At 43.6% G+C, this 24,767-nt stretch carries 19 protein-coding genes and 1 riboswitch; of the genes, 12 read left to right on the top strand and 7 right to left on the bottom strand.

The annotated features are described in order from the left end of the window. Positions 1-45 precede the first annotated feature (45 nt). Positions 46-2,106, top strand: a complete 2,061-nt coding sequence (locus tag FPZ44_RS25350; RefSeq protein WP_144995301.1) for a transglycosylase domain-containing protein — start codon at positions 46-48, stop codon at positions 2,104-2,106. Between the two features lie 124 nt (positions 2,107-2,230). Here the strand turns inward: FPZ44_RS25350 and FPZ44_RS25355 are convergent, their stop codons facing one another. After that, entirely contained in the window at positions 2,231-4,477 is a 2,247-nt protein-coding gene (locus FPZ44_RS25355; RefSeq protein WP_144995303.1) for an MMPL family transporter, read from the bottom strand. A gap of 240 nt (positions 4,478-4,717) precedes the next feature. Between FPZ44_RS25355 and FPZ44_RS25360 the strand changes: the two genes are divergently transcribed. Beyond that, positions 4,718-5,338, top strand: coding sequence for a TetR/AcrR family transcriptional regulator (locus FPZ44_RS25360; protein ID WP_186786239.1), 621 nt, complete (start codon positions 4,718-4,720; stop codon positions 5,336-5,338). Between the two features lie 444 nt (positions 5,339-5,782). Here FPZ44_RS25360 and FPZ44_RS25365 read toward each other — a convergent pair whose 3' ends face one another. Further along, the gene (locus tag FPZ44_RS25365) at positions 5,783-6,286 is read right to left on the bottom strand and encodes a YwhD family protein (protein WP_144995307.1); all 504 of its coding nucleotides are present in this window, start codon (positions 6,284-6,286) and stop codon (positions 5,783-5,785) included. A 151-nt stretch (positions 6,287-6,437) separates the two neighbouring features. On the opposite strand from FPZ44_RS25365, the gene FPZ44_RS25370 reads away from it, so the two are divergent. The 4 genes from FPZ44_RS25370 (at position 6,438) to FPZ44_RS25385 (ending at position 11,580) form a co-directional block, all read left to right on the top strand. Then, positions 6,438-8,402: a M1 family metallopeptidase gene (locus tag FPZ44_RS25370; RefSeq protein ID WP_144995309.1), complete on the top strand. Its 1,965-nt coding sequence runs from the start codon at positions 6,438-6,440 to the stop codon at positions 8,400-8,402. Positions 8,403-8,409: 7 nt separating this feature from the next. After that, complete coding sequence (locus FPZ44_RS25375) at positions 8,410-9,243, top strand: carbamoyl transferase (RefSeq protein ID WP_261378561.1); 834 nt, start codon at positions 8,410-8,412, stop codon at positions 9,241-9,243. Between the two features lie 240 nt (positions 9,244-9,483). Next, positions 9,484-9,628, top strand: a riboswitch (cyclic di-AMP (ydaO/yuaA leader). A 3-nt stretch (positions 9,629-9,631) separates the two neighbouring features. Beyond that, positions 9,632-10,096: a C40 family peptidase gene (locus tag FPZ44_RS25380; RefSeq protein ID WP_144995311.1), complete on the top strand. Its 465-nt coding sequence runs from the start codon at positions 9,632-9,634 to the stop codon at positions 10,094-10,096. Between the two features lie 110 nt (positions 10,097-10,206). Further along, positions 10,207-11,580: a cryptochrome/photolyase family protein gene (locus FPZ44_RS25385; RefSeq protein WP_144995313.1), complete on the top strand. Its 1,374-nt coding sequence runs from the start codon at positions 10,207-10,209 to the stop codon at positions 11,578-11,580. Positions 11,581-11,713: 133 nt separating this feature from the next. On the opposite strand, the gene FPZ44_RS25390 is transcribed toward FPZ44_RS25385, so the two are convergent. Continuing rightward, the gene (locus FPZ44_RS25390; protein WP_144995315.1) at positions 11,714-11,947 is read right to left on the bottom strand and encodes a hypothetical protein; all 234 of its coding nucleotides are present in this window, start codon (positions 11,945-11,947) and stop codon (positions 11,714-11,716) included. 778 nt (positions 11,948-12,725) lie between these two features. Here FPZ44_RS25390 and FPZ44_RS25395 point away from each other — a divergent pair. From FPZ44_RS25395 to FPZ44_RS25405, 3 genes are all read left to right on the top strand, one after another. After that, complete coding sequence (locus FPZ44_RS25395; protein WP_186786240.1) at positions 12,726-14,069, top strand: lytic polysaccharide monooxygenase; 1,344 nt, start codon at positions 12,726-12,728, stop codon at positions 14,067-14,069. Between the two features lie 245 nt (positions 14,070-14,314). Continuing rightward, entirely contained in the window at positions 14,315-15,919 is a 1,605-nt protein-coding gene (locus FPZ44_RS25400) for a class I adenylate-forming enzyme family protein (protein ID WP_186786241.1), read from the top strand. Between the two features lie 170 nt (positions 15,920-16,089). Beyond that, positions 16,090-17,862, top strand: a complete 1,773-nt coding sequence (locus FPZ44_RS25405) for a methyl-accepting chemotaxis protein (RefSeq protein ID WP_144995319.1) — start codon at positions 16,090-16,092, stop codon at positions 17,860-17,862. Positions 17,863-17,984: 122 nt separating this feature from the next. Here the strand turns inward: FPZ44_RS25405 and FPZ44_RS25410 are convergent, their stop codons facing one another. Further along, the gene (locus FPZ44_RS25410; RefSeq protein WP_261378555.1) at positions 17,985-18,974 is read right to left on the bottom strand and encodes a proline dehydrogenase family protein; all 990 of its coding nucleotides are present in this window, start codon (positions 18,972-18,974) and stop codon (positions 17,985-17,987) included. A 124-nt stretch (positions 18,975-19,098) separates the two neighbouring features. Between FPZ44_RS25410 and pdxR the strand changes: the two genes are divergently transcribed. Further along, positions 19,099-20,505, top strand: a complete 1,407-nt coding sequence (gene pdxR, locus FPZ44_RS25415; protein ID WP_144995321.1) for a MocR-like pyridoxine biosynthesis transcription factor PdxR — start codon at positions 19,099-19,101, stop codon at positions 20,503-20,505. 98 nt (positions 20,506-20,603) lie between these two features. On the opposite strand, the gene FPZ44_RS25420 is transcribed toward pdxR, so the two are convergent. The 3 genes from FPZ44_RS25420 to FPZ44_RS25430 form a co-directional block, all read right to left on the bottom strand. Continuing rightward, a complete protein-coding gene (locus tag FPZ44_RS25420) occupies positions 20,604-21,215 on the bottom strand; it encodes a DedA family protein (protein ID WP_144995323.1) in 612 nt (203 codons plus the stop codon). A 352-nt stretch (positions 21,216-21,567) separates the two neighbouring features. Beyond that, positions 21,568-22,464, bottom strand: a complete 897-nt coding sequence (locus FPZ44_RS25425; RefSeq protein WP_144995325.1) for a sulfurtransferase — start codon at positions 22,462-22,464, stop codon at positions 21,568-21,570. Positions 22,465-22,544: 80 nt separating this feature from the next. Beyond that, positions 22,545-22,847: a hypothetical protein gene (locus tag FPZ44_RS25430; RefSeq protein WP_144995327.1), complete on the bottom strand. Its 303-nt coding sequence runs from the start codon at positions 22,845-22,847 to the stop codon at positions 22,545-22,547. 235 nt (positions 22,848-23,082) lie between these two features. Here FPZ44_RS25430 and motA point away from each other — a divergent pair, with 235 nt between their 5' ends. Together motA and FPZ44_RS25440 are read left to right on the top strand one after the other, a co-directional pair. Further along, positions 23,083-23,874: a flagellar motor stator protein MotA gene (motA, locus tag FPZ44_RS25435; RefSeq protein WP_144995329.1), complete on the top strand. Its 792-nt coding sequence runs from the start codon at positions 23,083-23,085 to the stop codon at positions 23,872-23,874. Then, on the top strand, positions 23,867-24,679 hold the full coding sequence (locus tag FPZ44_RS25440; protein ID WP_144995331.1) for a flagellar motor protein MotB: 813 nt from the start codon (positions 23,867-23,869) through the stop codon (positions 24,677-24,679). The genes motA and FPZ44_RS25440 overlap by 8 nt, the downstream gene beginning before the upstream one ends. Positions 24,680-24,767 lie beyond the last annotated feature (88 nt).

Raw genomic sequence — 24,767 nt, forward strand, 5'->3', positions numbered from 1 at the left:
ATCAGTTGCGGCATCGTTGTCGCATCAGGAAAAGAGGAACTCGAAATGGCCGTCACAACGCAACGCAAAATCAAAAACCGCTGGCTCCGATGGTTGCTGACCGGCTTTATCACTCTATTCGTACTCGGCCTAGGCACGACAGTGACCGTAATTGGCTACTTATATATGACAGACCTGCCCCCATCGCAAATTCAGCAGGATTCCGAGCTGTTAGATCGAGAGGGCAAGCCTGTTGCCATGCTTACATCAGGATCGATGCAGCGGCAATCCGTTAAAATCGATCAGATCTCACGCTATGTCATTCAAGGCACCATCGCAACGGAAGATCGTAATTTCTATCATCATTGGGGAGTAGATGCACGCGGCATCGCTAGAGCAACCCTTGTTAACCTAGAGCACATGTCAACAAAACAAGGGGCAAGCACACTCACACAGCAATTGGCGCGCAATCTATATTTGTCGCATGAACGAACATGGAAGCGCAAACTGAAAGAGGCATTACTCGCCTTACAGCTGGAAATGAAATATAACAAAGATGAGATTTTGGCGTTGTACTTAAACAACGTCTACTATGGACACGGATCTTACGGAATTGAGGCAGCCTCACAAATGTATTTCGGCAAGTCAGCACGTAAACTGTCACTTGCTGAAAGCGCAATGCTTGTCGGCATCCCGCGTGGTCCTTCCTATTATTCGCCTTGGCTAAACATGAAAAATGCGAAGGATCGACAGCAAGTTATCCTTCGCGGCATGGTTGAGCTAGGTCAAATTACAGATACACAGGCAAAGGAAGCCTATGACGAAGTACTTGCGTTCCGCTCACGCACCGATCGCTCTGAGCTGCTTGTGGCCCCATTTTTCCGTGATTATGTGAAAAAAGAACTGAATGCATTAGGTATTTCTGAAGCTACGCTCGCCACAGGAGGTCTGCGTATTTATACGACGCTGGATCGTCAGGTACAAGCAGCCGCTGAAGCGGCAATAGCCAAGCATGTCCCAGAGGAAGGCGATTTGCAAGCAGCTATGGTCGCAATTGATCCTCGCTCAGGTGATGTAAAGGCGATGATCGGGGGCAAGGACTACCGCACCAATCAATACAATCGCGTATTTGCGGAGACAAGGCAGCCTGGCTCTTCGTTTAAGCCGATTGTATATCTAGCTGCACTTGAGAAGAAAGCCATAACGGCAGCCACGCGCTTCGTCAGCCAACCGACTTCTTTCACCTATGACGAAGGCCGCAAAGTGTACAAGCCTAATAACTATGGAGATAAATATTATGGCGATATTATGCTTCGACAAGCAATTGCAGCATCCGATAATATTTATGCCGTGAACACACTGATGCAGGTAGGAGCTGAGCAAGTCGTTAATATGGCGGAGAGATTAGGCATTCAAAATGGACTAAAGCCGCTGCCATCTTTAGCATTAGGCACTTTTCCTGTCAGCCCTTTTCAAATGGCAACTGCCTATGCTGTACTTAGCAATGAGGGGCGACAAGTAACCCCGCGTACCGTGCTAGCGGTAACAGATGCGGGTGGTCGTCTCTTGTATGAAGCTCCTACACCTGTGGAGAAGCAAGTGGTACTCCCTGAGGAGGCTTACATCCTCACCAACCTTATGGAAAGTGTATTTGAGGCAGGAGGAACGGGCAATCGGGTATCTACTCTGATTAAACGACCTGTAGCCGGCAAAACAGGGACAACCGATTCCGATTCTTGGATCGTAGGCTATACGCCTGAGCTAGCTACTGCGGTATGGGTAGGTTATGACAAAGGCAAAAAGATAACACAATCAGATGCTCGTCGATCCGCACCGATATTTGCCCAATTCACGGAAAAAGCATTGGCTAATGTGCCACCAAAGCTTTTCCCTGTACCAGATAACATTGTAAGTACCTATATCGATCCTAATACCGGCAAGCTTGCTGGCGCAGGCTGTTCCGCAAAACAACTTGAAACCTTTGTCCGTGGTACAGAGCCTAAAGAAATATGCAATGAACATGATCAGCAACAAGTCGACAAGTCCAAATCAGAGACCGTACTCCCTGAAGCCGAAGCCAAGAAAAAGTCTTGGTGGCAGCATTTTAAACGCTGGTGGTCAGAATAACATTAAAATTGTACTATCTAAGCAGTAAGCCCTGAAGATGCAGCATCTTCAGGGCTTTATTTTGTATATATATTTATTCAAAAGTAGCTTGGATACCAATCTGCCTTTATTAACATCCTGCCAACTATGATTGTTCCGTAGCAGTAGAGCTATTTAACTGCGCTGCATCAACCTTTCGGTGCAATCCCGGCCAAAAAGCAGCACGCCCTAACACAGCGGTAATTGCTGGCACTAGTAGAGGACGTACAATAAACGTATCGAGCAGCACACCTAACGCAGTAACCGTGCCAAACTGCACCAACACTTGTATCGGCAAAGAGGCCAAGACCGCGAATGTGCCAGCTAGTATAATGCCAGCCGAAGTGATAACCGAACTCGTCTCACTCACACCTTCACGAATAGCTTGCTTTAGCGGCAAATACCGACTCTTCTGCCAAATACGAGACACCATAAAGATGTTGTAGTCCTCACCTAAGGCAACAAGAAAGACGAATGCGTAGAGCGGTATTGCTCCTTGTATCGCCTCTACACCGAATCCGTAATGGAAAATAACCCACCCAAGACCAAGTGCAGAGAAATACGACAAGACTACCGTAGCAATTAAATATATAGTCGCGACAATGGAGCGCAAATAAACGAGCAGCAGTAAGGAAATAAGACCGATAACAACTGGAATAATAAGCTGTGTATCTCGTTGGCCTATTACCTTCGTATCATACTGTGCAGCAGTTTGACCGCCTATCCATACTTTTTGCTCTACTTCCGACACTCCAGCTTGCTGAAGCGCTTGTTCCACTATTGAACGAACGGCAGGGATGTGCTCCATCGCCTCAACGGAATAAGGGTTTATATTGAACTCGATATTGTGAGCGATAATCTCTTTGTTTTCTTTTCCCACCTGTGGTTCGGAAACAGTAGATACAAACGGTAAGGCACGCAGAGCTTCTGCCACTGAAGTTGGCTTACCATTTGAATCATAGATGACTTGAACGGGAGCCAGATTACCAACGGCAAATTGCTCCCCGATTACTGTAAACCCTTCTCTGGATTCCATGTTGGATGGAAAGGAAGACAACAGATCATACGTATACTTGATTTGTGGTGAGAAGCTTGCAAGCCCACCTAGCAAAAGCAGCGTCACAACAATAACGCTCCAAGGCTTGCTCACGACAAGTCTTCCGATGCGACTGTCTGAAGGATTAGCCTGCTTCTTGTGAGCCCGCCCTATCTTTCCAGTACGTTTCGCTCTCTCTTCCTGCATCTGTGGCGTGCGAGGAACGAATGGGAAGAAGGAAACTCTTCCTAGAATAGCAAGCATAGCAGGCACTAACGTCAAACTAGCTAGACCCATAATAAATATTGAAATACTAAACGGCACCGCAAAACGCTGATAAGGCCCATATTCAGCAAGCAGCAGGGCAAATAGTGCAAGCACAACCGTAAGGCCGCTCATGGCAATAGCACCTGCCGAACCACGGAAAGCAGCAACTAAGGCGCGGACTTTATCAACTTCTATCGTCAACATTTGACGATAATGCGAAATTAGGAATAAGCAGTAATCCGTACCTGCGCCAAACAAGAGTACGGTCATGATGGAAATGGCTTGCGCATCTACCGTAATCCAGCCTTGTTGAGCCATATAGCCTAATATTGGGCTCGTAACACCAAAAGCGAACCCTACAGCAATTAATGGAATGAGTGCGAGTATCGGCGAGCGATAAATAAGCAGTAATATGACCACAACAAGCAGTACCGTTCCAATAAGCAAAGATACATCTGCATTTTTAAACAATCCTGTAGCATCAATTTGAATACCAACAGGCCCCGTAATACGTGCAGACAGCTTCTCCTTATCATCTAAGCTTACGCTAAATGGATCATCAGCGAACTGATCTGTGACATCCCGCTTTAACTGTGTTATGCCCTCTTTTAATTGATCAGGATCTGCCTGTTCATCAAAAATAACTGGGAACACAAGTGTAGAACGATCCTCCGATAACTGCGACATCACCGCAGGGGTTGGGAGTTGATGCAAAGGTATAACCTTTTCCATATACGGCAAAGGACTTTGCTGCCATTGCTTCGTTAATGTCTGCAGCTTATGAATATCTCCGACCTCGATGCCTCCCTCACGCTTCCATACGATAAGGGCTGGCGAGCCATCTTCACCTGGAAATTGTTTATTTGCCATTTGTTCCGCCTGAACGGACGGAGCCGACTCTGGCAAGCTTGGTTCATTATTTTTCTCTTGTGAATTTACATTTGGCCAAATGAAGCTTAACACGAGTACGACAGCAATCCATAACGCAAGAGTTATCCATCTGCCATACTTTCCAGTAACCCACTTGGTCAATCCACGATAACCTTCCATTACGCTCCTCCTTCTACGGTTACACGTATTTACCATTAGTTACGTCGTTCTCCGCCTATGCTGCGGGTGATTTTTACAGCTTGGAAAGGTATACTAGACCGTAACTACTGGCTGATTTCATCTAATGTGTAAAAAGTATTAACTAAGAACTCTAATATTATATATACCCGAAGGTTAATATTTTAACAACTACTTTTTGATCAATAGATGCACGAAACGCAGAAATGGAGTGACCTATACATGTCGAAACAAAAACGAGTTTCTCGTACCCCTGGCAGACCAAAACTCAATGAACAAGAAATGCCTATTCAGAAGGTCATTATTCAAACGGCTGCCAAGACATTTATGGAACAGGGATATGAAGCTATATCTTTACAACAAATTGCTGCTATATGCGGCGTTACGAAAGCCACTATTTACTACTATTACTCCAACAAAGCTGAATTGTTCACCGCGGCTATCGAATTTATGCTGACGATTGCACATAAAGCTACTAAGTCTCTTATGGACAGTGAAGGACATTTGCGCGATCGATTGGAACGTGTTGCTTATGTAAAGATTGCACAGCCGCACAGCGACCTGGAAACCATGCTAAAAGAGGCAGAGAAACAGTTGTCTGAGGAACACATACAACGAATTCGTTCAGCTGAGCATATGTTGTATGATTTGCTTGCACAACATTTCGAGGAAGCTATGGAACAAGGACAACTGCAATCAGGATCGCCTATGCTGCTTGCTCATGCTTTCTCCTCATTACTCATGATGGGCAACCGCGATAGCGCACGCCAACTATTCTCATCCCATGAACAGCTGGCTGCATCCATCGTAGATCTTTTCTGGCAAGGAGCAATGAAAAAGTAGTAGCTAAATTGCATTTTAAACGCTGGTGGTCGGAATAATGACCACCTTGCGTGAAATTTCGCGAACTTTGTCGAATTTTACCTATTGCCCTCGAAAGCGAATTTTGCTAATATTTGTAACGTAGCCTTTAGACATGATTCACCATTGAATTAATGCTTTGGGTTACATTTTTGCGTTGAATTAAATCCCTTCATTAGGTAACAGACTTTGCCCACCCCGCGACTTTATATTATGGGGTGGGACTTTTTTTGTCTGCTTTCCCATCAACACTTTAACCTAGCCCACAATCTTAAAGATGATAAAAACGAAAAAACAACCCTCATTACCGCAGCACGCTACGGAACAAAGGTTGTTTATTCATGACAGGATGCCACTGTATACAATGAGCAGTTACATATATGGACAGAAGAACTTAATTCCCCGCGAAATCCATATTACGAGACGTTATGCCTCCAGCTCCGCCTTAAATTCAGCAGGAGTACGTTCCCACCACTCTGCATTATGCGTCTCAAGCAATTGACGAAGGGCTGCTTTTTCTTCAGCACCAAGTCCATCAACGATCACACGGCGCTTCATCGCATAATCCATCTTATTTACATGGTCAGCAAGGATCTTCCATCCACGCTTTGCTTCTGTATCCACCAGCATCTCACAAGCTGTCAGGCCTCCATAGAAAGAACCCTCTGGTGAGCGATCCACCGCAACCCAAACGATCCAACATTGGCGACCGTTCGGCACGTCTTCCTTATTCATAGAAAATTTAATGCCACGCTCTACCTTACTTTTTGCGTGCATGGCACCCATATCGATGTAAGCTCGACCCTCATCGATAATAACCGGTGATACACTATTCAGATCGATGCTGCCTGCACCGAATCCTTTATGCTTATCATTGCTGCTTACAACATTGAATGCAAGCTGCTTCTTAGCTTTCTTTTCTTGTTCCATAGTCTATTCTCCTTCCTCGTATGCAAATGCTCCCCACTTGTCTAGATAGCAGCATACAACCGGATCACAATCATTTTTTATTTTAGCTAATAATCGGGTAAAAGCCAACATATACATGCGGTAGATGCTTGTCAACGGGAGGTACGAATCAATGACCCGAGCTCATGCTTATCGCTCCGCCTTATATGCTATCGTATTGATGACAACGGGATTTTGCTTGCTAATATGGCTGCTGCCTAATGAACTAGTCCCTTCTGTCGGACCTGAAGCAACCGAACAGATTACGAGGAAAGAGGGGCCCGCTGCTCCCCCACCACCTCCAATCGATACTCCGCGCTCAGAGCGAATTGCAGAGTATCATATTGACGTGAAACTGGACGAGGTGTCTAAGACCCTACACGGATTGCAGGCAGTAACCTGGAACAATCCAGGGCGCAAAACCGTGAATGAACTTTATTTTCACCTTTATCCGAATGCCTTTGAATCAGCAGATACCACTTTCATGAAAGAGTCTGGGGGGAAACTACGCGGAGATACAATGCCTACAAATGGCTACGGCAATATGCGACTCACCGCGATTCAGACAGAAGATGGCTTGCCTCTGATGAATCGACTGGAATACGTTCAGCCAGATGATGGCAATGCGAAAGATCGAACGGTGATGAAATTACGCCTGCCCCAACCAGTCAAAGCTGGTGAGAGCATTACGTTAAAAATGAAGTATGAAGTGAAATTGCCAAGCATATTTGCACGCATGGGTGCTACTGACAACTTCATTATGGCAGGACAATGGTTCCCGAAGCTCACCGCCTATGAAAAGGCAGGTACAAGGGGACGCAATGCAGATGGATGGAATGTACATCAATATCATGGGAACTCCGAATTTTACTCGAATTATGGGATTTTTAATGTCCGGATTCAGGTCCCTGAGTCTTATATCGTTGCAGCGACTGGATTTCCAACGAAAACGCCTGTGACCGCGAATGGTAGCAAGGTATATCACTTTTATGCCGATGATGTACACGATTTTGCGTGGGCAGCATCTCCTAATTTCATCTATGCTGAGGAACCTTTCTCGTCCAAAAATGTGCCTGGCGTGCGCATTAAGCTCTATTTAGATCCAAAACACCAAGCACTAAAAGAACGCTATATGTATGCGGCCAAAGCAGCTCTAAATCAATTTAGCGAATGGTACGGAGAGTACCCGTATTCAACACTATCTATTGTAGTACCTCCGCTTGAAGCCAACGGAGCTGGCGGTATGGAATATCCTACACTAGTGACGACATTCGGAGCCGGTGACGATAGTCCAGGCTATGATTTAGAGCGAACGGTTGTACATGAGATCGGCCATCAATACTTCTACGGCTTACTCGCTTCTAACGAATTTGAGGAAGCCTGGCTGGATGAAGGCTTTACGTCTTACGCTGAAGATAAGCTGATGGAATCGGAATTTGGGGTTGTCCCAAATTTGATGGTGGAGTCTAGCTACATTACTTCTCCTGCCCCGTTAAAGCAGTCAGCTTGGCAATATCATAATCAAGAACACTATGCAGAAAATGTATATGTAAGAGCAAAGCTCGTACTAGTAGCCTTGGAGCGCCAAGTAGGCGAGAAGACAATGAAACGAATATTAAAAACCTATACAGAAAAATATCGTTTCAAGCACCCTACTACTGCCGATTTTCAACGCGTTGTGGAATCCGTTACCAAGCGCAGCTGGACTTCATTTTTCAGTCAGTATGTGTACGATCGGCAGATGGCTGACTTTGCAGTAGAGTCCATTCAATTAAACAAAACTGGCAACCAATATGAGTCGATCGTTCATATTTCCAAACGTGGTGCCGATTACCCTGAAGTACCCATTGTATTCCGATTCGAAGATGGGAGTACAACCCGCAAAGTATGGTCTGGTGAAGGAGATCGTATTCAATACAAGCTGACCCATTCTTCACCGCTCGCTTGGGTATTCGTCGATCCTCTACATACGATCGTGCTGGACAATAAGCAAATTAATAACTATATGAAGGCATCTGTAAAAGAACCCGTACGTACTCGCGTTGATTGGACGGCAATGAAATGGATCGAAATGATGAGTAAGCTGTTAGGATGGTGATCAGTTGATGACAATAAAACCTCATATTCACGCGGGTTGGGATTGGGTCAAAGAACATCTATACATCTGGATTATTCTATTTATTTATCAGCTGTTATGGGGATTCTTCTTGTACCGCTTCATTGATCATATCGTCGTTCCGTTGCTGCAACGCTATCCTGAGCCCGCTCCCACAGAATTAAGTCGTTCTTTATTCCATATCGAGGCGCATTTTCAATTAACTAAAACAACGGAGTATGCGCCCTATTTATGGACACTCGTCGGATTTGTAGCACTGCGTATGCTGCTTACTCCACTCATTCATGCGGGATTGCTGCACAGCATGTCTTATTCACAACGCAATAGCAAAGGACTTGCATTCTTTCGCGGTATGAAAGCATTGTGGAAACCGATCAGCTTACTATATATATTTGAACTGATTCTCGTACTTCTCCCGGCATATTGGATCGTACCTAAATTAATTGCTCTTCTAGAAAGTGCCATGAGTGCAAATGAGCTCCTACAACAGGCAGCACCCGTACTCATTCTCTGGCTTGTTGGTGGATGGATTGTACATCACTTATTCTTATTTATGCAATTTGGAAAGGCTAGTGAGCAATCAATATGGTCAGCCCTACTTACGGGTATACGCGCTCTGCTGCCTATACTCGGAATATCTTTATTCTTTCTCGCTATAGGATTGATCGGAAGTACATTAGTTACAGCAGCAGCTATGTTTTGGACAGGAATGACTGCCCTTTTGTTACAACAGGCTTATCCAGCCATAAGGACTTTGTTACAAATATGGAGCCTTTCAAGTCGGTTTGATTTGTGGCAAAAGACCGACAACAAGCCTATTTAAAACAGATTGCATGCGTAATATCGAGAAATAGTTAGAAAATGAACAAAAAAGAATGAAGAAAACGCTTGCTTGAGCCTAAATGATAGGTTTAAGCAAGTTTTTTTGCGTTTTTGGACATAAGCAGTTTGTAAAATCCGAAAATGTCTGTTAAAATAAACCGTAGATTTATTACAAGTTTGTCATGAACGACGATGAATTTCTTGCAAAATTGTAATTACGTGTGACGGAATGTAAGATGTCCTATTATGAAAGCCGAATTCCCGAGACATCCGGGAAGCGGGGGAACCAAGTTTTTGGGTGAATTGATCTCGGATTGCACAGGGATCATAGGGAGACCTTCAACCGAACCCTACAGCTAACCTCGCAGGCACGGAAGGGGAACCTATACTTGAAGAAGAAATTAATCACAGCCGCACTGGCGACAAGCCTACTGCTATCATTTGGAGCAGGAAGTGCATTCGCAGCAACGACAATGGATGGCGCAATCGACAAAGTAATCGGAGTAGATTACAAATACGGCGGTACAACAACAAGCGGCTTTGATTGCTCAGGATTTACTAGCTACATATTTAACAAACTAGGCTTAGATTTGTCTCGTACGTCTGGCTCTCAGTTTGAAGAAGGCACTAAAGTTTCCAAAGACGAGCTTCGCGCTGGAGACCTTGTATTCTTCAACACTAGCGGCAAAGGCGTTTCCCACGTTGGTATCTATGTAGGCGACGGTAAGTTCGCTCACTCTGCTACGAATAAGGGCGTTACAATCGACAAGCTTAGCATGAACTATTACGAAGATCGTTACTTGGGTGCTCGTCGCGTAATGAGCGACACACAATTCGAGAAACACGCTAAATAGTACTTATTTCTTTTATATGAATACGTGATACCAAGCCCGGTGGGAGGTGATTAACACATCCTGTCGGGTTTTTATTTTCCCCTCACCTTCAATTCGAAAGGAGAATTTCCATGTACGTCTGGTTTCATCGGCGTGACTTACGTACGACAGACATGCGACTATTCGATAAACTTCGCTCCTTGCACATGCCTGGCATTCATATACTCGTTCTAGATCCCGCGCTGCTAGATGAATGCCGCGCTCGTGAGCATAGTGGTCGACATTTCTTGCAGCAGGTTAGTCGCCTGCAACAAAACTACCAGCAAGCCAACCAACATTTAGTGATTGCCTATGGTTCACCTGATCAAGTTCTACTCTTGTTAGCCGCTAATTACCCTCTGCAGATAGTCGCTTTTCATGAGGATTTAACTCCTTATGCCAAACAACGCGACCAGACATTAATCGATACGGCTCAAGCTTGCGGGCTAAAGACAATAACCGATATCGATCATATGCTTATTGATGCTGATTCCTTTGATCATTTTGCCAACCGTGATCAGCCTTACAAAGTATTTACCCCATTTTATAACAAATGGAAACAGGCTATGCATCTTTTTGCGGAACCGCCTATGCTTACTTCGCTAAATGACCTTGAAACGGTACAAGTTTCGCCAAGTACTATACAAGATTTTTCGATCCCTCTATGGTTGTATGACGCTCTACAGTCGACATCCCCTTCATTTTCAGAAGAGGAACCGCAGAAAAAACTGCAAAACTTCTTAGCAGAAAAGCTCCCCGACTATGAGCGAGGAAGAGATAGGTATGGGTGGAGCCATACAAGTCAAATGAGCGGATATATAAACACAGGAGCTATTTCCATTCGACAAGTATACGAACAAGTAGCTGCTCAAGATAAGAGTTCTTATGTAGACAGCTGGGTTCGCCAACTCGCATGGCGTGACTTCTATCTCTATCAAGCATTGCGAAACCCAGATTATTTCTCGTATGAGCAGAAATTTGATTGGTCTGGCTTCAACACAGATGCATTCAACTATTGGGCGGAAGCAAAAACCGGGATACCGATCATTGATGCCGCTATGACACAGTTAAAAGAAACAGGAGCAATGCCCAATCGCCTTCGAATGGTCACAGCTATGTTCTTAACAAAGCAGCTACTCTGTCCATTTTTCTATGGTGAAGCTTACTTTCGAGACAAACTAGCTGACTACGATCACGTACTCAATCGGGGTGGATGGCTATGGAGCTCTTCGCTAGGCTATGATGCTGCCCCCTATTTCCGCGTTATGAATCCAGTACGCCAATCAGAGACATACGATCCAAGCGGCTCTTATATTCGCCAATGGCTGCCACAAATCGCTCATCTCTCCGACAAAGCGATACATCAACCACAAGCAAATGCCATTGTCGATCTGAAACAAGCTCGTATTCGTGCAATTGAGCAGTATAGCTTACTGCTGAAGCAAAACAAGCAGCAAAATAAATGAAAAAGCAGGCTTAACGGACTTTTGATCATCCGTTCATAGCCTGCTTTTCTATGTGGTCTATTGCTGCAGCAATAAGGAATTATGTTCACCTAAGTAGCTTTATATACTGCAAATGCCCTCTTCGACACTTTTATTATTTCTCGCTGGCATTACGTTCCGATTCGACATGTTTCTCGTGGAACAAATTGCTTTTTTCCCGCGTCAGTAGCCGTTTATCCGGATTATCGACACGCTTTTGTACTTCTGCCATCTTGATGACAGACGGCGCAGTTGGTACAGATGAATCCGCCTGAGCAGATATTGTTGGCGCTAATAGCATCATCATTGAAAAAGACCACGCCGCCGCCGCACTTGTCGATTTTTTCATTTTTATTTCCACCTTTCCGATTCAAAACTAACTTTTATTTATTAAAAATTCGATTTATAGACCATACAATTCGCCATATGTTTTTCCCATACGTTATTAACCAGATCATGATGTTTGAAGCAACTTATTAGCTATTATGAAGCATAAACCTGAAAATAAAATGAAATACACGTTAACTTTGCATGATAAGTTTATTCCATAAATATCCTAATTGGTTTATTTAAGCTGCCCTCCATCGAGGGCCATGTAGACCACAGGTATAGCCTTGCGGTCTTTTTTGCGTTTAAAAAATAGCTGGAGGGATTGAACACGAAGCTTACCCCTGAAAATTTATATAAAGCTGAGCATCCTCACCTTCTCCTTTCCTTACTTACATTGAAAATCCGACATATCTCGAAAATGGTAGTTTTCAAGAACTGTATAGAAACTTAGATCTAAGTCATATTGCTCAATGAACCCGCTAATCTATCTGTATCCATAGAATCAAAATTGTAATCGCGGCAAGATCGGTATTGCTCATTTTTTATAGCATGGATATGATAGTGTTGCTTCTAGTTTCTTGCATATTTACTAGTGAAATCGCTTTCTACTGAATGGTAAGGATCGGGAGTATGGACTCTACTAAAAGTTTGTATATATTCGTACTGACGAAGGGAGGCGGCTATTTTTTTCGTTAACAAACAGGCAGTCTTTGACTCTAAGTAGCTAGAGCCAATGCTGGCACCTGACAACCACAGGTTATGTTTGTCTATTCATGAATATGAAAATGGAGGGATTTATGATGTCTTCTTTACGCTTATTAAATAACAATCCGTTAAAATTTCTTATCACTGGCGGTATTACACTCGTACTCCTCTACACCATGTCACTCATACTGGCGGATCAAGCTTCCGCACACGGTTACGTAACTAACAGTCGTGCAGGTCTTTGTGCGAATAACGTAAATGCAAACTGTGGATTGATTATTTATGAGCCATACAGTCTAGAAGGAACTAAAGGATTTCCTTCTGGCGGGCCTGCTGATGGGAAAATTGCAAGCGCTGGCGTTGGCATGTTCTCTCAACTTGATCAACAATCCTCCACTCGCTGGTCAAAAATTAATATAAGCGCAGGTTCGAATACCTTTAACTGGAGCATCAAAGTCCCTCACGCAACAGCAAGCTGGAAATATTACATTACAAAACAAAATTGGGACCCTAATGCCCCACTTACTCGCGCCTCATTCGATTTAACACCATTCTGCAGCGTATCTTCCAATGGACAGAAGCCAGGCGGCACTTACTCTGATACTTGTAACGTCCCTAGCCGGTCAGGCTATCAAGTAATCCTCGCAGTTTGGGAAATTTCCGATACACTAAATGCTTTCTATAATGTGATTGATGTTAACTTTGGAGGCGGAAGCTCCGACACTACGGCTCCAACTGCTCCGACAGGTGCTGCAGCATCCAATATCGCTACAACAAGCGCCAAAATCAATTGGAATGCGTCTACAGACAACACTGGCGTTGTCGGGTATCGTATCTTCAATGGTGCTAACCAAATCGCGACTATAAACGGAGCACTAACTACTACCTTGACCGGTTTAACTGCCAATACAACCTACAACATTACAATTAAAGCCATTGATGCTGCCGGAAATGTATCCGCGGCAAGCAACACAGTAACTTTCAAAACGCTTGCTGCCAGTGGCCCAGATACATCAGCTCCAACAGCTCCGGGCAGCTTGCATGTCATGGGCATGATTGGAACGACAACGATCCCATTAATGTGGGATGCTTCAACAGATAATGTTGGAGTTACTGGATATCAAATATTCCGCGGTACTACGTTGATAACGACTGTCCCAGGAACAGCAATCGAACATCTCGTTACAGGCTTAACGCCTAATACGAGTTATGCCTTCTCGGTCAAAGCCATTGATGCCGCTGGAAATGTATCCGCAGCAAGCAATGTATTGAATGTCACCACAATGCCAGCATCAACTACTTATCCCGCATGGAGTGCAGCAACAGCTTACGTAGGCGGCAGTAAAGTGTCGCACAACGGACTAAACTATGAGGCTAAATGGTGGACACAAGGTGAAACACCAGGCAGCGCTGATGTATGGAAGGTAATCCCTTAGGCTCAACGGATAAGTCATAACCATAAATGGCCGCAGGCACCTGGTTGAGGTACCTGCGGCCATTTTATGTATACATAGAACGACCTCACTTGCCAGCAGGGTGAAAGATAATAAATAAGCCCCAATGAAAGCTCCATGCAACTTAAGACCACCCAGCGACAAAATTTATCCGTAAGGTCGTAAAAAGTCATTGCTGTAAATCAGTTATGATGATACGTTCTAATTATGCAGCAAGAGTGATTGTGATGAATAATGGAGCTACCTTAAATAGGGGGAAAAACATGCTGCTCTCAAAAATATTACCCACTGTTGCAAAGATGCATCCCACCAATTGCGCAATCAAACAACAGAACATCATCCTTACTTATGGGCAGTTGCTGCATCAAGTAAATTGCGTCGCCTATAGCTTTCACGGACTAGGCTTCAAATCTGGAGATCGAATAGCCTTGCTAAGCCATCCTTCTCCCTATCTCGTTATTGCCGAATGCGCTGCAATAGCAATAGGTGCTATTCCGGTTACTATTTTCCCCAACCTAGTACCGAATGAAATCAATCAAATACTTCAAAGTGCAGACCCTATCGCTATCGTATACGACTCTCATCATTTACAAGTAGAGGAATGTTTCTCTTTACTAAACAATACCTATGCTATTCCCTTGCAAGGTAGCGGTAATACACATTCCATAGAAACTTTTATTGCCACGTCCCCACCGCTAACACAATGGTATGAGCCTGACCCGGATGACATAGCACTCATCATTTATACAGGGGGCACAACCAGTCATTCTAAAGGTGTCATGCATTCTCATCGCAGTATTAGTCATTGGTCTTTTATGGACCCAATAAAAAGGGGAGGTCACAATCCTACAAAGAAGGCTATTGTGTTAAATCAGGCTCATATAACCGGACAATTTATGCTGTGGACAACCCTATATGAAGGTGGCTGTCTGATTTATGCAGAATCTTATCCTTTGCGAGCTAAGGATGTCATTGATATTATTGAGCGCGAGCAAATAAAATATCTTGGCACGGTCGGGCTTTTACTTAGAGATATCGTTACGATGGACAGTATCCAAGACCGATGTATGGAATCCGTTGAAGTGATCTCGTGTGGAGGAGCTCCAATCAGTGTGAACACACTACATAGAGCACGTAAAGTTTTTCCTAATGCTCAAATTAAAGAAGTCTATTCGCAAACGGAAAGTGGTCAATGTATTAGTTTTTTGCCAGTAAACCAGTGCTTTATAGATGGTAAATTAGAGCGGCTACTATCCGTTGGTAACCCTTCAAATATTACTAGTTGGGGCCAACAACCTTTTGAAATACGTATCGTTGATGAATTTGGTCACGACGTTCAATCAGGGAGGGTAGGAGAAATTATTTGTAAAGGCGAGCAGATGATGTTGGGTTACTGGAACAATCCCAAGGAAACACAGAAAGCCATTCGAAACGGTTGGCTATACACGGGGGACTTAGGAAAATTCGATGAAGATGGATTTTTATATCTCGTAGATCGAAAAAAAGATATGATTATTGTAAATGGTTCAAATGTCTACTGTTCTGAAGTTGAAGAAGTACTCAGCAAACACCCTTCCATTCGTGAAATTGCTGTAATAGGTACTCCATTGCCTGACGAAGGAGAAGAAGTTACGGCCGTCGTTACTTTGAATAAAAAATCATGGATTACGTTAAGTGAGTTGCAGCAATACTTCTATCGAAAACTAGCTAGTTATAAGGTTCCTACTCGACTGGAAATCATCGATAATCTCCCTAAAACAGCGGTAGGAAAGTTGAATAAAGCGGCTATTAGAAGGAAGTTTTGGGAGGGGCGGACACGAATGATTAACTGATGGCAAATGATTCTCTGCCAATGGCCCTACTTACTAGATTAACCCAATTTACTATGTTAGCATTAACATATATTTATCATCCATAATATTTTTATTTATGAAATATTATAACTACACTACTACTAATTACGTTTGCGCAATTACCATGAAAATAAGGGGATAATAGAGAGATGAAACAACAGGGGCAACCAATTCGCTCAGGAAAGGTTTTTCAGAAAATATCTATTCGTGCCAAAATACTAATTGCAGTCGCTGTAGCCCTTTTAACAAACCTTATTATCGGGGGAACAGGCCTGTACAATCTTTATAAAGTACAAAGCACTTTGGAAAAAAGTTTGAATGTTCACGCACAAAATACCGAGCTCATAAGGGCAGTAGGTATCGATCTGTACCAATGGATAACGGCTGAAAGATCGCTTCATATGTATGAGCCCGGCACTGACAAATTTAAGAGCCAGCTCGAATATTATGAAAAGCAAAAAGATCAGGCCCATTCCAGATTTAACGAATATGCAGCAAACAATCTGTCTCTTCCCAAAGAAGTAGAGCTTATCGAAGCATATAACAAGTCCAAGGTAGAATTTGAGGCAGTGGCGGAACGCATTCTAAAGGATATATCGTCCACAGATCCTGCTGTGCGCCAACAAGGTATTCAGCTCTCATACGGTGAGGGATATGAAAAATTCAATGGCATGGAAGAGAACTTGGATGCGATCGGCGAACTATACAACGAGGAAAATGAACGAATGCGTACCGAAGTCAAACAAGACTATCAATCTTTACTTTGGTATACCGTTATCATTATCCTAGTATGTGTACTATTTAGTTCACTTCTAGGCTGGGGCATAATTCGTTCCATTAACCGCCCAATTAGCCACTTACGTGACAATGTGAAACGAGTGGCCGAGGGAGATCTTACGGTACAAATTCAGTCTATGGCGGAAGACGAGCTCGGAGCGTTATCTAAAGACTTTAGAACGATGATCGACCAAACCCAAACGCTGATTGCTACCGTAGGAAGCTCAATACAAGATGTTAGTGAATCTGCCGAAGAGTTGAGCACAATCTCTGAGGAGACAACGGCTACGAGTGAAAGCATCCAAAAGGCCATCGTAAATATTGCAGACGGAGCGACTCTCCAAGCTTCATTAACAGAAGCTGCACACCAGCGCACGTTAGAATTATCTAATAACATCGAGCGAGTTAGTGAGAAGAGCAAGGAAATTAATGGTCTATCCTCCCAAGCTGAACAAGTACTAGGCGGCGGTATGGATAAAGTCCGTGATCTTCAAGATCATACTGCGCAAGCCGACGAGGTACAACGCAAAGCTACTGTAGAAATTGCCCGTCTGGCTAATAATATGAAAAATATTAGTGTCGTCGTACAAACGATTAATGATATTACTGAACAAACGAAGCTGCTTGCCTTGAATGCTAGCATTGAAGCAGCTCGTGCAGGTGAAGCAGGGCAAGGATTTGGAGTAGTAGCCACTGAGATCCGCAAGCTTGCGACACAATCGTTTGATGCTACAACACAAATTAAAAATACCATTTCCAATATTAATAATGAGTTTAGCAATACGTTATCCATTATGAAAACGACGGAACAAATAGCGAGCAAACAAAGCCAAATTGTCGCTGAAGCTGGTACTGTCTTCGAATCGATGTTTGTCACTTTCGAACAGATCGTGACCTCCATTCATACGGTCAACAGTGACATTCAACAAATTGAACAGTTACGAAGTCACGTTGTAGATGCCATCAAAGAAATATCCAATGTCGCTGCGGAAGCGGCTGCAACAACGGAAATGATCGGCGCTTCCTCTTCTGATCAGCTTGCGGCATTCCAGTCGTTGCATACATCGGCGGAGCGTCTGCATTCACTTAGTGAAGTTGTCTCTGCAAGTATCGGAAAATTCAAAGTGAATGAATCATCGTTTTAAAGTATCTAAGGCCGGAGCCCCCAACAGGAGACTTCCGGCCTTTACGTATTCTAGCCTACTCTCGCTCCTCTATTCGCTTACTCCGATAAATATGGAATTTTGTATGCATTAAGCAGAACTACTTAATAGGGAGACTCTTTCTCAGCATAGGGATTAGCCATATCCGCGATTGCTTTGTATATATTCGGAGGAAATTCTGCGAGCCTATGACAAACATATAAATACCATTCCACCCCGTATAATACATAAACCTTTGTTTGATACCCCTCATCCTTCAGTTCTTTTAGTCGCTCTGGTCTAACTCCATACAGCATCTCTATTTCAACATTCGGCTGATTTAAATATCCCTTCTTCACAACTTCCTCAATAATAGTTTCGTCATGCGTTGCAATGGAAATAGGACGTCCTGTAGCCACTATCATCTCGACTATATCTAAATACCGTTCATTCAGTTCCTCCGATCGCGCGAGTGCAACATCTGCCGCTTCTTGATAAGCTCCTTTTACAATTCGGATTTTTCCTGGATAAGCTTGAATATCTAAATAATCACGGACTGTCCGATGCAAATGAGCTTGCAACGTAATCCCTATATTTGCGTACCTTTCACCTATTCTTTTATAAATTCCAAGAATCTGATCAATCTTAGTTGATTCTTCAGCACTGATCATGATGGTAATACCACAACGTTCAGCTTCTTGGGCCAATTCTAGTAAATGCTCATAAGCAAGCTGTGGATCAGCATTCATGCCCATATAGGATAAATCAAGGGACACCGTAGATTTCAGATTGGCTTGGCCAGCAATGCGAATGAGCCCAAGAAATTCATCCTTCGCCGAGATACAATCCTGTATATCACGGATGTTCTCACAGATGTATTCTAAAGATACGTTATACCCTTTCGATAACAAATTGCACGCTTCTGATATAGCCTCCTCTCTAGTTTCACCTACGACAAACCGCTTTGCAGCACTTAATAATAATGGATATAAACCTTCAGCGCGTTGAACTTGCGCTTTCATTTGTTCATCGCGAGCCATAGCCTTTAATGCCTGTGAAGCTGAAGTTTCCCAGGCTGATGCTACTGACGAAACAGTTGCTGTTTCCAACATCATTATCATCTCCTTCACACTCAAATGAGCTTTATTAGCTATGAGCTTACCGTGTTAAAATGGATGATAACAGGACCAATCCAGAACAAAACAGAGAGTACCACTTTTAAAACAAGGGACTGATCGTATGACATGGATCGGGCTAGATCGCTCATCAGGCACTCCTCTATACCGTCAAATTTATGAAAGCTATCGAACTAAAATTCTTAAGGGAGAGCTCCAAAGCGGAGAACGTATCCCTAGTACGCGAGAGCTTTCCACTCAGCTGCAAGTCTCACGAAATATTATCGTCGAAGCTTATGAACAACTATTTGCGGAGGGATATATTGTGGGGCGACATGGATCGGGTACTTTTGTAGCGGAAGGAACCTACTTAGAAACTCGTCATCACAATCAAATGTTATCAATGCTTGATCCAGAGCCAACAATAAGGCTAAGCTCTGAACAACACGATATGGTCGACTTTCGTCCCGGTATTCCTGCATTAGCTTTATTTCCACGCAAAATATGGATGCAGCTAGCTCAACAAGAATGTACGCATGCACCTGATGAAGCCTGGGGATATGGTAAACCAGAAGGACTGCTGAAACTTAGAAGCATACTCGCCCGTTATTTACTTCGCACAAGAGGGGTAGTGTGCCATCCTGAACAGTTGATTATTACGACCGGTGCTACACAATCTATTTCGCTCATCACTAAGCTTTTGCTCACACCTACATCCGACGTCATTTTAGAAGATCCTATTACGCATGAAATTCATACCATTTTTACTCAACCTGGAGCTCGTTTGTGTCCAGTCCCAGTAGACCAGCAGGGCATGATCACGCATGCTCTCCCGCTTCATACACGACCAGGCTTTGTTTACGTAACACCTTCACACCAATATCCATTGGGTGGGGTATTGCCTATACAGCGACGGGTTCAGCTTATTAACTTTGCAAGAACAACCGACTGCTATATCGTTGAGGACGACTATGATAGTGAATTTCGCTATGAAAGCGCTCCTATCAGCTCCTTGCAAGGACTAGATCCCGATCGAGTCATTTACATCGGAACATTTAGCAAAATATTATCCCCTGCATTGCGAATTGGTTATTTAATATTGCCCCAGACACTTATAGAAAGAGGACGTAACCTGAAATGGTTGACCGATCTACATACACCTACATGGGAGCAAATGATTCTTGCACGTTTCATAGAAGAAGGCCATTTAGAACGTCATATTGCTAAAATGAAAAAAATATATCGTAAGCGTAGAAATCATTTAATTGACTCCCTAACCGAAAAATTTGGTGAGCAGGTAACGGTGTTAGGACATTCTACTGGGCTTCATCTTATCGCCGAGTTTGCAGATATCCTATTTACAACCCAACTATTAGAGAGGTTAGAGCAATGTGGTGTGAAAGTATATCCTGTCGAAATTCATGCAATTGAAAAAGGAAAACATCTTCATCGCATCATTCTTGGATATGGAAATTTATCCGAGGAGCAAATAGAGACAGGTGTACAGAGGCTTGCTTTGATTTTAAAATGAATGGAATGGTATGTAAAAAGGCTGTGATCGATCATCACTTGGCGACCAATCACAGCCTTTAAATTCCACAGCTAGCGCAGATTTATTCATGTAGAAGACTAGTTTGCTTTTTTCTTTCTTTTGAATATGAACACGAGAACACCTAGACCAATTAGAGCGATAAGTGCATAGACGATATTAGAGTACGTGTCCATGTAAGAAACAATAGTTTCCCATGAAGCACCTACAGCAGCACCAACCGAAACTAGCGCGATATTCCAGATTAATGAACCGACCGTTGTCAGTACCATGAACAATCCGAAGTTCATACGCGTGCTGCCCGCTGGTACAGAAATAAGGCTGCGAAGCAATGGAACCATGCGGCAAAGGAATACCGCCCATACGCCATATTTCGTGAACCAACTGTAGGTCTTCGTCACATCATTAGGAGTCAATTGCAAGAAACGGCCATACTTGCCGACAAAACGCTCCATCCTATTCACATCAACAAGATAACCGACGTAGTAAAGAGCAATTGCTCCCGCGATAGATCCCAATGTAGAAGCGATGACAACACCTACTATACTCATATCAGAGTAAGTTGTCATAAAGCCGCCGAACGTTAGAATAACCTCTGAGGGGATCGGTGGAAATAAATTTTCAATTGCGATCAATAGGAAGACACCTATATAACCGAAATCATTCATAATGCCTGTAATCCAGTTTTCCATTATTAAACTCCTTTAAATAATCGATATTAAATACGATCTGCGTATTCTTAGATGTATCCTTGCATTCAATACGTTATAAATGAAATAGAAATAAACATGAAATGAAACCCATTCACTAGAGTATCATATCAACAATTATTGTAAGCAACAAGTTTAGAAAAATAGCACCTAACTATTTTAGTTACTTTGTAATAAGAAATCAAATTCAATTCATGTTGAAATGGTTCGAGGATGCTTATAGAACAAACTAAAAAGGGTGTAACAACCTAACTAGTATAGGTGTCACTACCCTTATTCGACGTATTTTTGTCGCGTTTACCCTTCAACTCACAAATGGGCCGACTTCAAACAGCTATTCCTCAAGTGTCGCAACTGGAGTATGCTCCTCTTCATACGAACACCAATCACTCCAACTACCAGCATACAGCTTCACATTGTTATAACCAGAACGCCACAGTGACAGTACATTCGGGCAAGCGGTCACACCTGAACCGCAGTATACAATAATCTCTTCAGCCCCATCTACTAGCTTCCGCCAGGCATCCCGCTCTTCGTTATTCTTACGAACATATCCTTTTCCATCCAACCCATCACGCCAAAACCGATTTAATGCCCCGGGGATATGGCCTGCCTTGGGATCGATTGGCTCTACTTCACCGATATAACGTGCATGTTCACGTGAATCGATTAGACGCACATTAGAATCACCAAGCTTGGAGCGTACTTCTTCAATATCCGCTACCAGCTCAGATTGAACATTAGGCTCATAGGGTTGTTCAAGCCCCACATGCGGCTTTGCTGCACCTATCTCGCTCGCAAACCCTGCCTGCTGCCAAGCGGCGTATCCACCATTAAGTACGTATACCTCTCCTTCGTGGCCTATCCATTGCAGCAGCCAGCTTAGACGGCTTGCCATTGCGCCGCCTTGATCGTCGTAAGCAACCACTGTATCCTGCTTGTTGATTCCACGAAGCGTTAAAGAGCGTGCCAACTGTTCTGGCTCGGGGAGTGGATGCCTACCACCATGCTTCTTCCGTGAGGAAGACAAGTCATGATCAAGATCCATGTAAACAGAATTCGTAATGTGGCCAATCAAATAAGATTCATAGCCTTTGGCAGGCTGGTCTAACCAGAAACGACAATCGATAACGTGCAATTGCTCCTGATCTTGCCCTTGCCTGTTCAACCGCTGATGTAACTCAGACACTTCCATATACAAAGATTGCTCACTGATTCTTGGACTAACCATATACTCATCCCTTCCTCATGCAGCTTTAACAACCACTTACAACAAAAATTATAAATCTTGCATATGTATCAAAATTGAAATTACTCTTCTTCCTTCAATCCAACTGTAGCAACTGTCTCATTATTAAACATAAACTCGAAATGACCAAAATCGCGATCATAATGAATACTACCATCCCCGATAAACTGTAGACGCTCCTTGCCTAAGCCGTAGAACAAATCATCCGCCAGCGCCTCCATAACTTCTTTCTGCTCCTCGGGAGTTAAGCCTTCCCAATCTACTTGCTCCATATCTAGGCTCACGTAAGCGTTCGGTATGCGAATGAGCGCCTCGGACATGTCATCGAGTATCGCCTTGTAAGGTCGAGTAAAGGAAACTGCCATATTCCGTATAACCCCTCTCCTGCTGCAACATCTTATTGTCGATATTGTAGCATATGTTCAATCTATCCCCCAAATTTGACAACCTTCCTCGGTCATCCTTGATTCACATCTAAATTTTTGCTCACAATTTGCCGATAAATAGGGTGTTGCATCGCAATTTTGTGTTCACAAGATTAAAAGCGATCGCAGCGGCAGGAAGCATCAATATACTCATGGATGAGGTGGATGTAGGATTATGGAAAAATCTACGGTAATAGGCATTGTACTCGGTCTTGCCGCCGTATTGGTAGGTATGGCCCTTAAAGGAGCCCCGCTTTCCAGCCTAATCGAGCCTGCTGCAGTTATGATTATTTTTGTCGGTACGGCTGCTTCTCTCTTCATGGCTTTCCCTATGAAAGAGATTAAGAAGTTCCCGAAGCTGGTAAAAATTCTTTTCAAACAGCAGCAATTGGTCGATCGTGTACAACTAATTCAATTATTTATGGAGTGGGCGTCCATCACTCGTCGCGAAGGCTTGCTAGCACTAGAATCACGTATCGATGAAATCGACGACGACTTTCTACGTGGTGGAATGCGAATGATTATAGACGGCAACGATCAAGATTTCGTTCGTGACGTGCTCATGGAGGATATTAACGCTACCGAAGAACGTCATCGTGCCGGCGCACTTATCTTCTCGCAAGCAGGTATGTACGCACCGACACTAGGGGTTCTCGGGGCTGTTATCGGTCTAATTTCTGCCCTCTCTGATATGTCAGAGATGGACAAGCTCGCTAAAGCCATTGCAGCGGCATTCGTTGCAACGCTAATGGGTATTTTCACAGGTTATGTACTGTGGCACCCAATCGCGACGAAACTGAAACGACTGTCCTCAGCAGAAATACAAATTCGCCTTATGATGGTTGAAGGTCTATTGTCCATTCAATCTGGCGTATCTACGATTGCTATCAATCAGAAGCTCTCCGTCTTCTTGACACCTTCGGAGCGCGCAATGATGAATGAGAAGGAGGAAGGCCGAGGTGAGTAAGAAGCACCGCAAGGAACACCATGAAGAACACGCCGATGAGTCATGGCTTATTCCATACGCGGACTTAATGACACTCTTGCTCGCTCTCTTCCTTGTCCTCTATGCGATGAGCGCTGCCGATGCACAGAAGTTCGAACAGATGAGTGCTGCCTTCAGTTCAGCATTCAACAGCACTGGCGGGGGTAGCAATATTCTCGATCATGATTCAGCTGTCCCGCTCGAACAATCATCGAAGACGCCGAAGACGACGGATAATATGGAGATAGAAGCCGCGAAGGAACGCGCTAAAGACTTGCAGGCTCAGAAAGAACAAGAGCAGTTAGAGCAACTGCAAGCTCAATTGAACGAATATATGAAGAAGAACGGCTTATCCGATCAATTGAGTACGAAGCTTAATCATTCCGAGCTTCGAATTACGATTAAGGACAGTGCTCTATTCGACTCAGGTCATGCTACATTGAAAGAAGAGTCGGAGAAAGTTGCCGAGACTATCGGCAGTATGCTGAAGCCGTATAAAGGCTACCAAATTATTATTCGCGGACATACGGATAACGTCCCGATTAAGAATAGCCGCTTTGCATCGAATTGGGACTTGAGCTCTGCTCGTGCACTTAACTTTATGAAAGTTGTACTGGAGCGCTCTCAGCTTAACCCGAAACACTTCCAAGCAGTCGGAATGGGTGAATACCACCCTATCGTTTCTAACGACAATGCTGAGGGACGTGCACAGAATCGCCGTGTTGAGGTTACTATTGTTCGTAAATACAGCAATCACACCAAAACACTTACAACACCAGCTAATTAAAAAAAAGGCTGCTCATCAGAGCAGCCTTTTTTTTGTAAACATATTTGTATCTCTTTGCTGAAACCGTTGGACACCACGACGAATAATC

Origin of the sequence: Paenibacillus agilis, assembly GCF_007786455.1 — a bacterium.
Taxonomy (GTDB): domain Bacteria; phylum Bacillota; class Bacilli; order Paenibacillales; family Paenibacillaceae; genus Paenibacillus_B; species Paenibacillus_B agilis.

Coding starts and splice junctions, on each gene's coding strand:
- FPZ44_RS25425 (WP_144995325.1), bottom strand. CDS start 22,464: ATGGTTAGTCCAAGAATCAGTGAGCAATCTTTGTATATGGAAGTGTCT.
- FPZ44_RS25365 (WP_144995307.1), bottom strand. CDS start 6,286: ATGGAACAAGAAAAGAAAGCTAAGAAGCAGCTTGCATTCAATGTTGTA.
- pdxR (WP_144995321.1), top strand. CDS start 19,099: ATGACATGGATCGGGCTAGATCGCTCATCAGGCACTCCTCTATACCGT.
- FPZ44_RS25430 (WP_144995327.1), bottom strand. CDS start 22,847: ATGGCAGTTTCCTTTACTCGACCTTACAAGGCGATACTCGATGACATG.
- FPZ44_RS25350 (WP_144995301.1), top strand. CDS start 46: ATGGCCGTCACAACGCAACGCAAAATCAAAAACCGCTGGCTCCGATGG.
- FPZ44_RS25385 (WP_144995313.1), top strand. CDS start 10,207: ATGTACGTCTGGTTTCATCGGCGTGACTTACGTACGACAGACATGCGA.
- FPZ44_RS25405 (WP_144995319.1), top strand. CDS start 16,090: ATGAAACAACAGGGGCAACCAATTCGCTCAGGAAAGGTTTTTCAGAAA.
- FPZ44_RS25355 (WP_144995303.1), bottom strand. CDS start 4,477: ATGGAAGGTTATCGTGGATTGACCAAGTGGGTTACTGGAAAGTATGGC.
- FPZ44_RS25360 (WP_186786239.1), top strand. CDS start 4,718: ATGTCGAAACAAAAACGAGTTTCTCGTACCCCTGGCAGACCAAAACTC.
- FPZ44_RS25410 (WP_261378555.1), bottom strand. CDS start 18,974: ATGATGTTGGAAACAGCAACTGTTTCGTCAGTAGCATCAGCCTGGGAA.
- FPZ44_RS25420 (WP_144995323.1), bottom strand. CDS start 21,215: ATGGAAAACTGGATTACAGGCATTATGAATGATTTCGGTTATATAGGT.
- FPZ44_RS25375 (WP_261378561.1), top strand. CDS start 8,410: ATGACAATAAAACCTCATATTCACGCGGGTTGGGATTGGGTCAAAGAA.
- motA (WP_144995329.1), top strand. CDS start 23,083: ATGGAAAAATCTACGGTAATAGGCATTGTACTCGGTCTTGCCGCCGTA.
- FPZ44_RS25370 (WP_144995309.1), top strand. CDS start 6,438: ATGACCCGAGCTCATGCTTATCGCTCCGCCTTATATGCTATCGTATTG.
- FPZ44_RS25400 (WP_186786241.1), top strand. CDS start 14,315: ATGAATAATGGAGCTACCTTAAATAGGGGGAAAAACATGCTGCTCTCA.
- FPZ44_RS25395 (WP_186786240.1), top strand. CDS start 12,726: ATGATGTCTTCTTTACGCTTATTAAATAACAATCCGTTAAAATTTCTT.
- FPZ44_RS25390 (WP_144995315.1), bottom strand. CDS start 11,947: ATGAAAAAATCGACAAGTGCGGCGGCGGCGTGGTCTTTTTCAATGATG.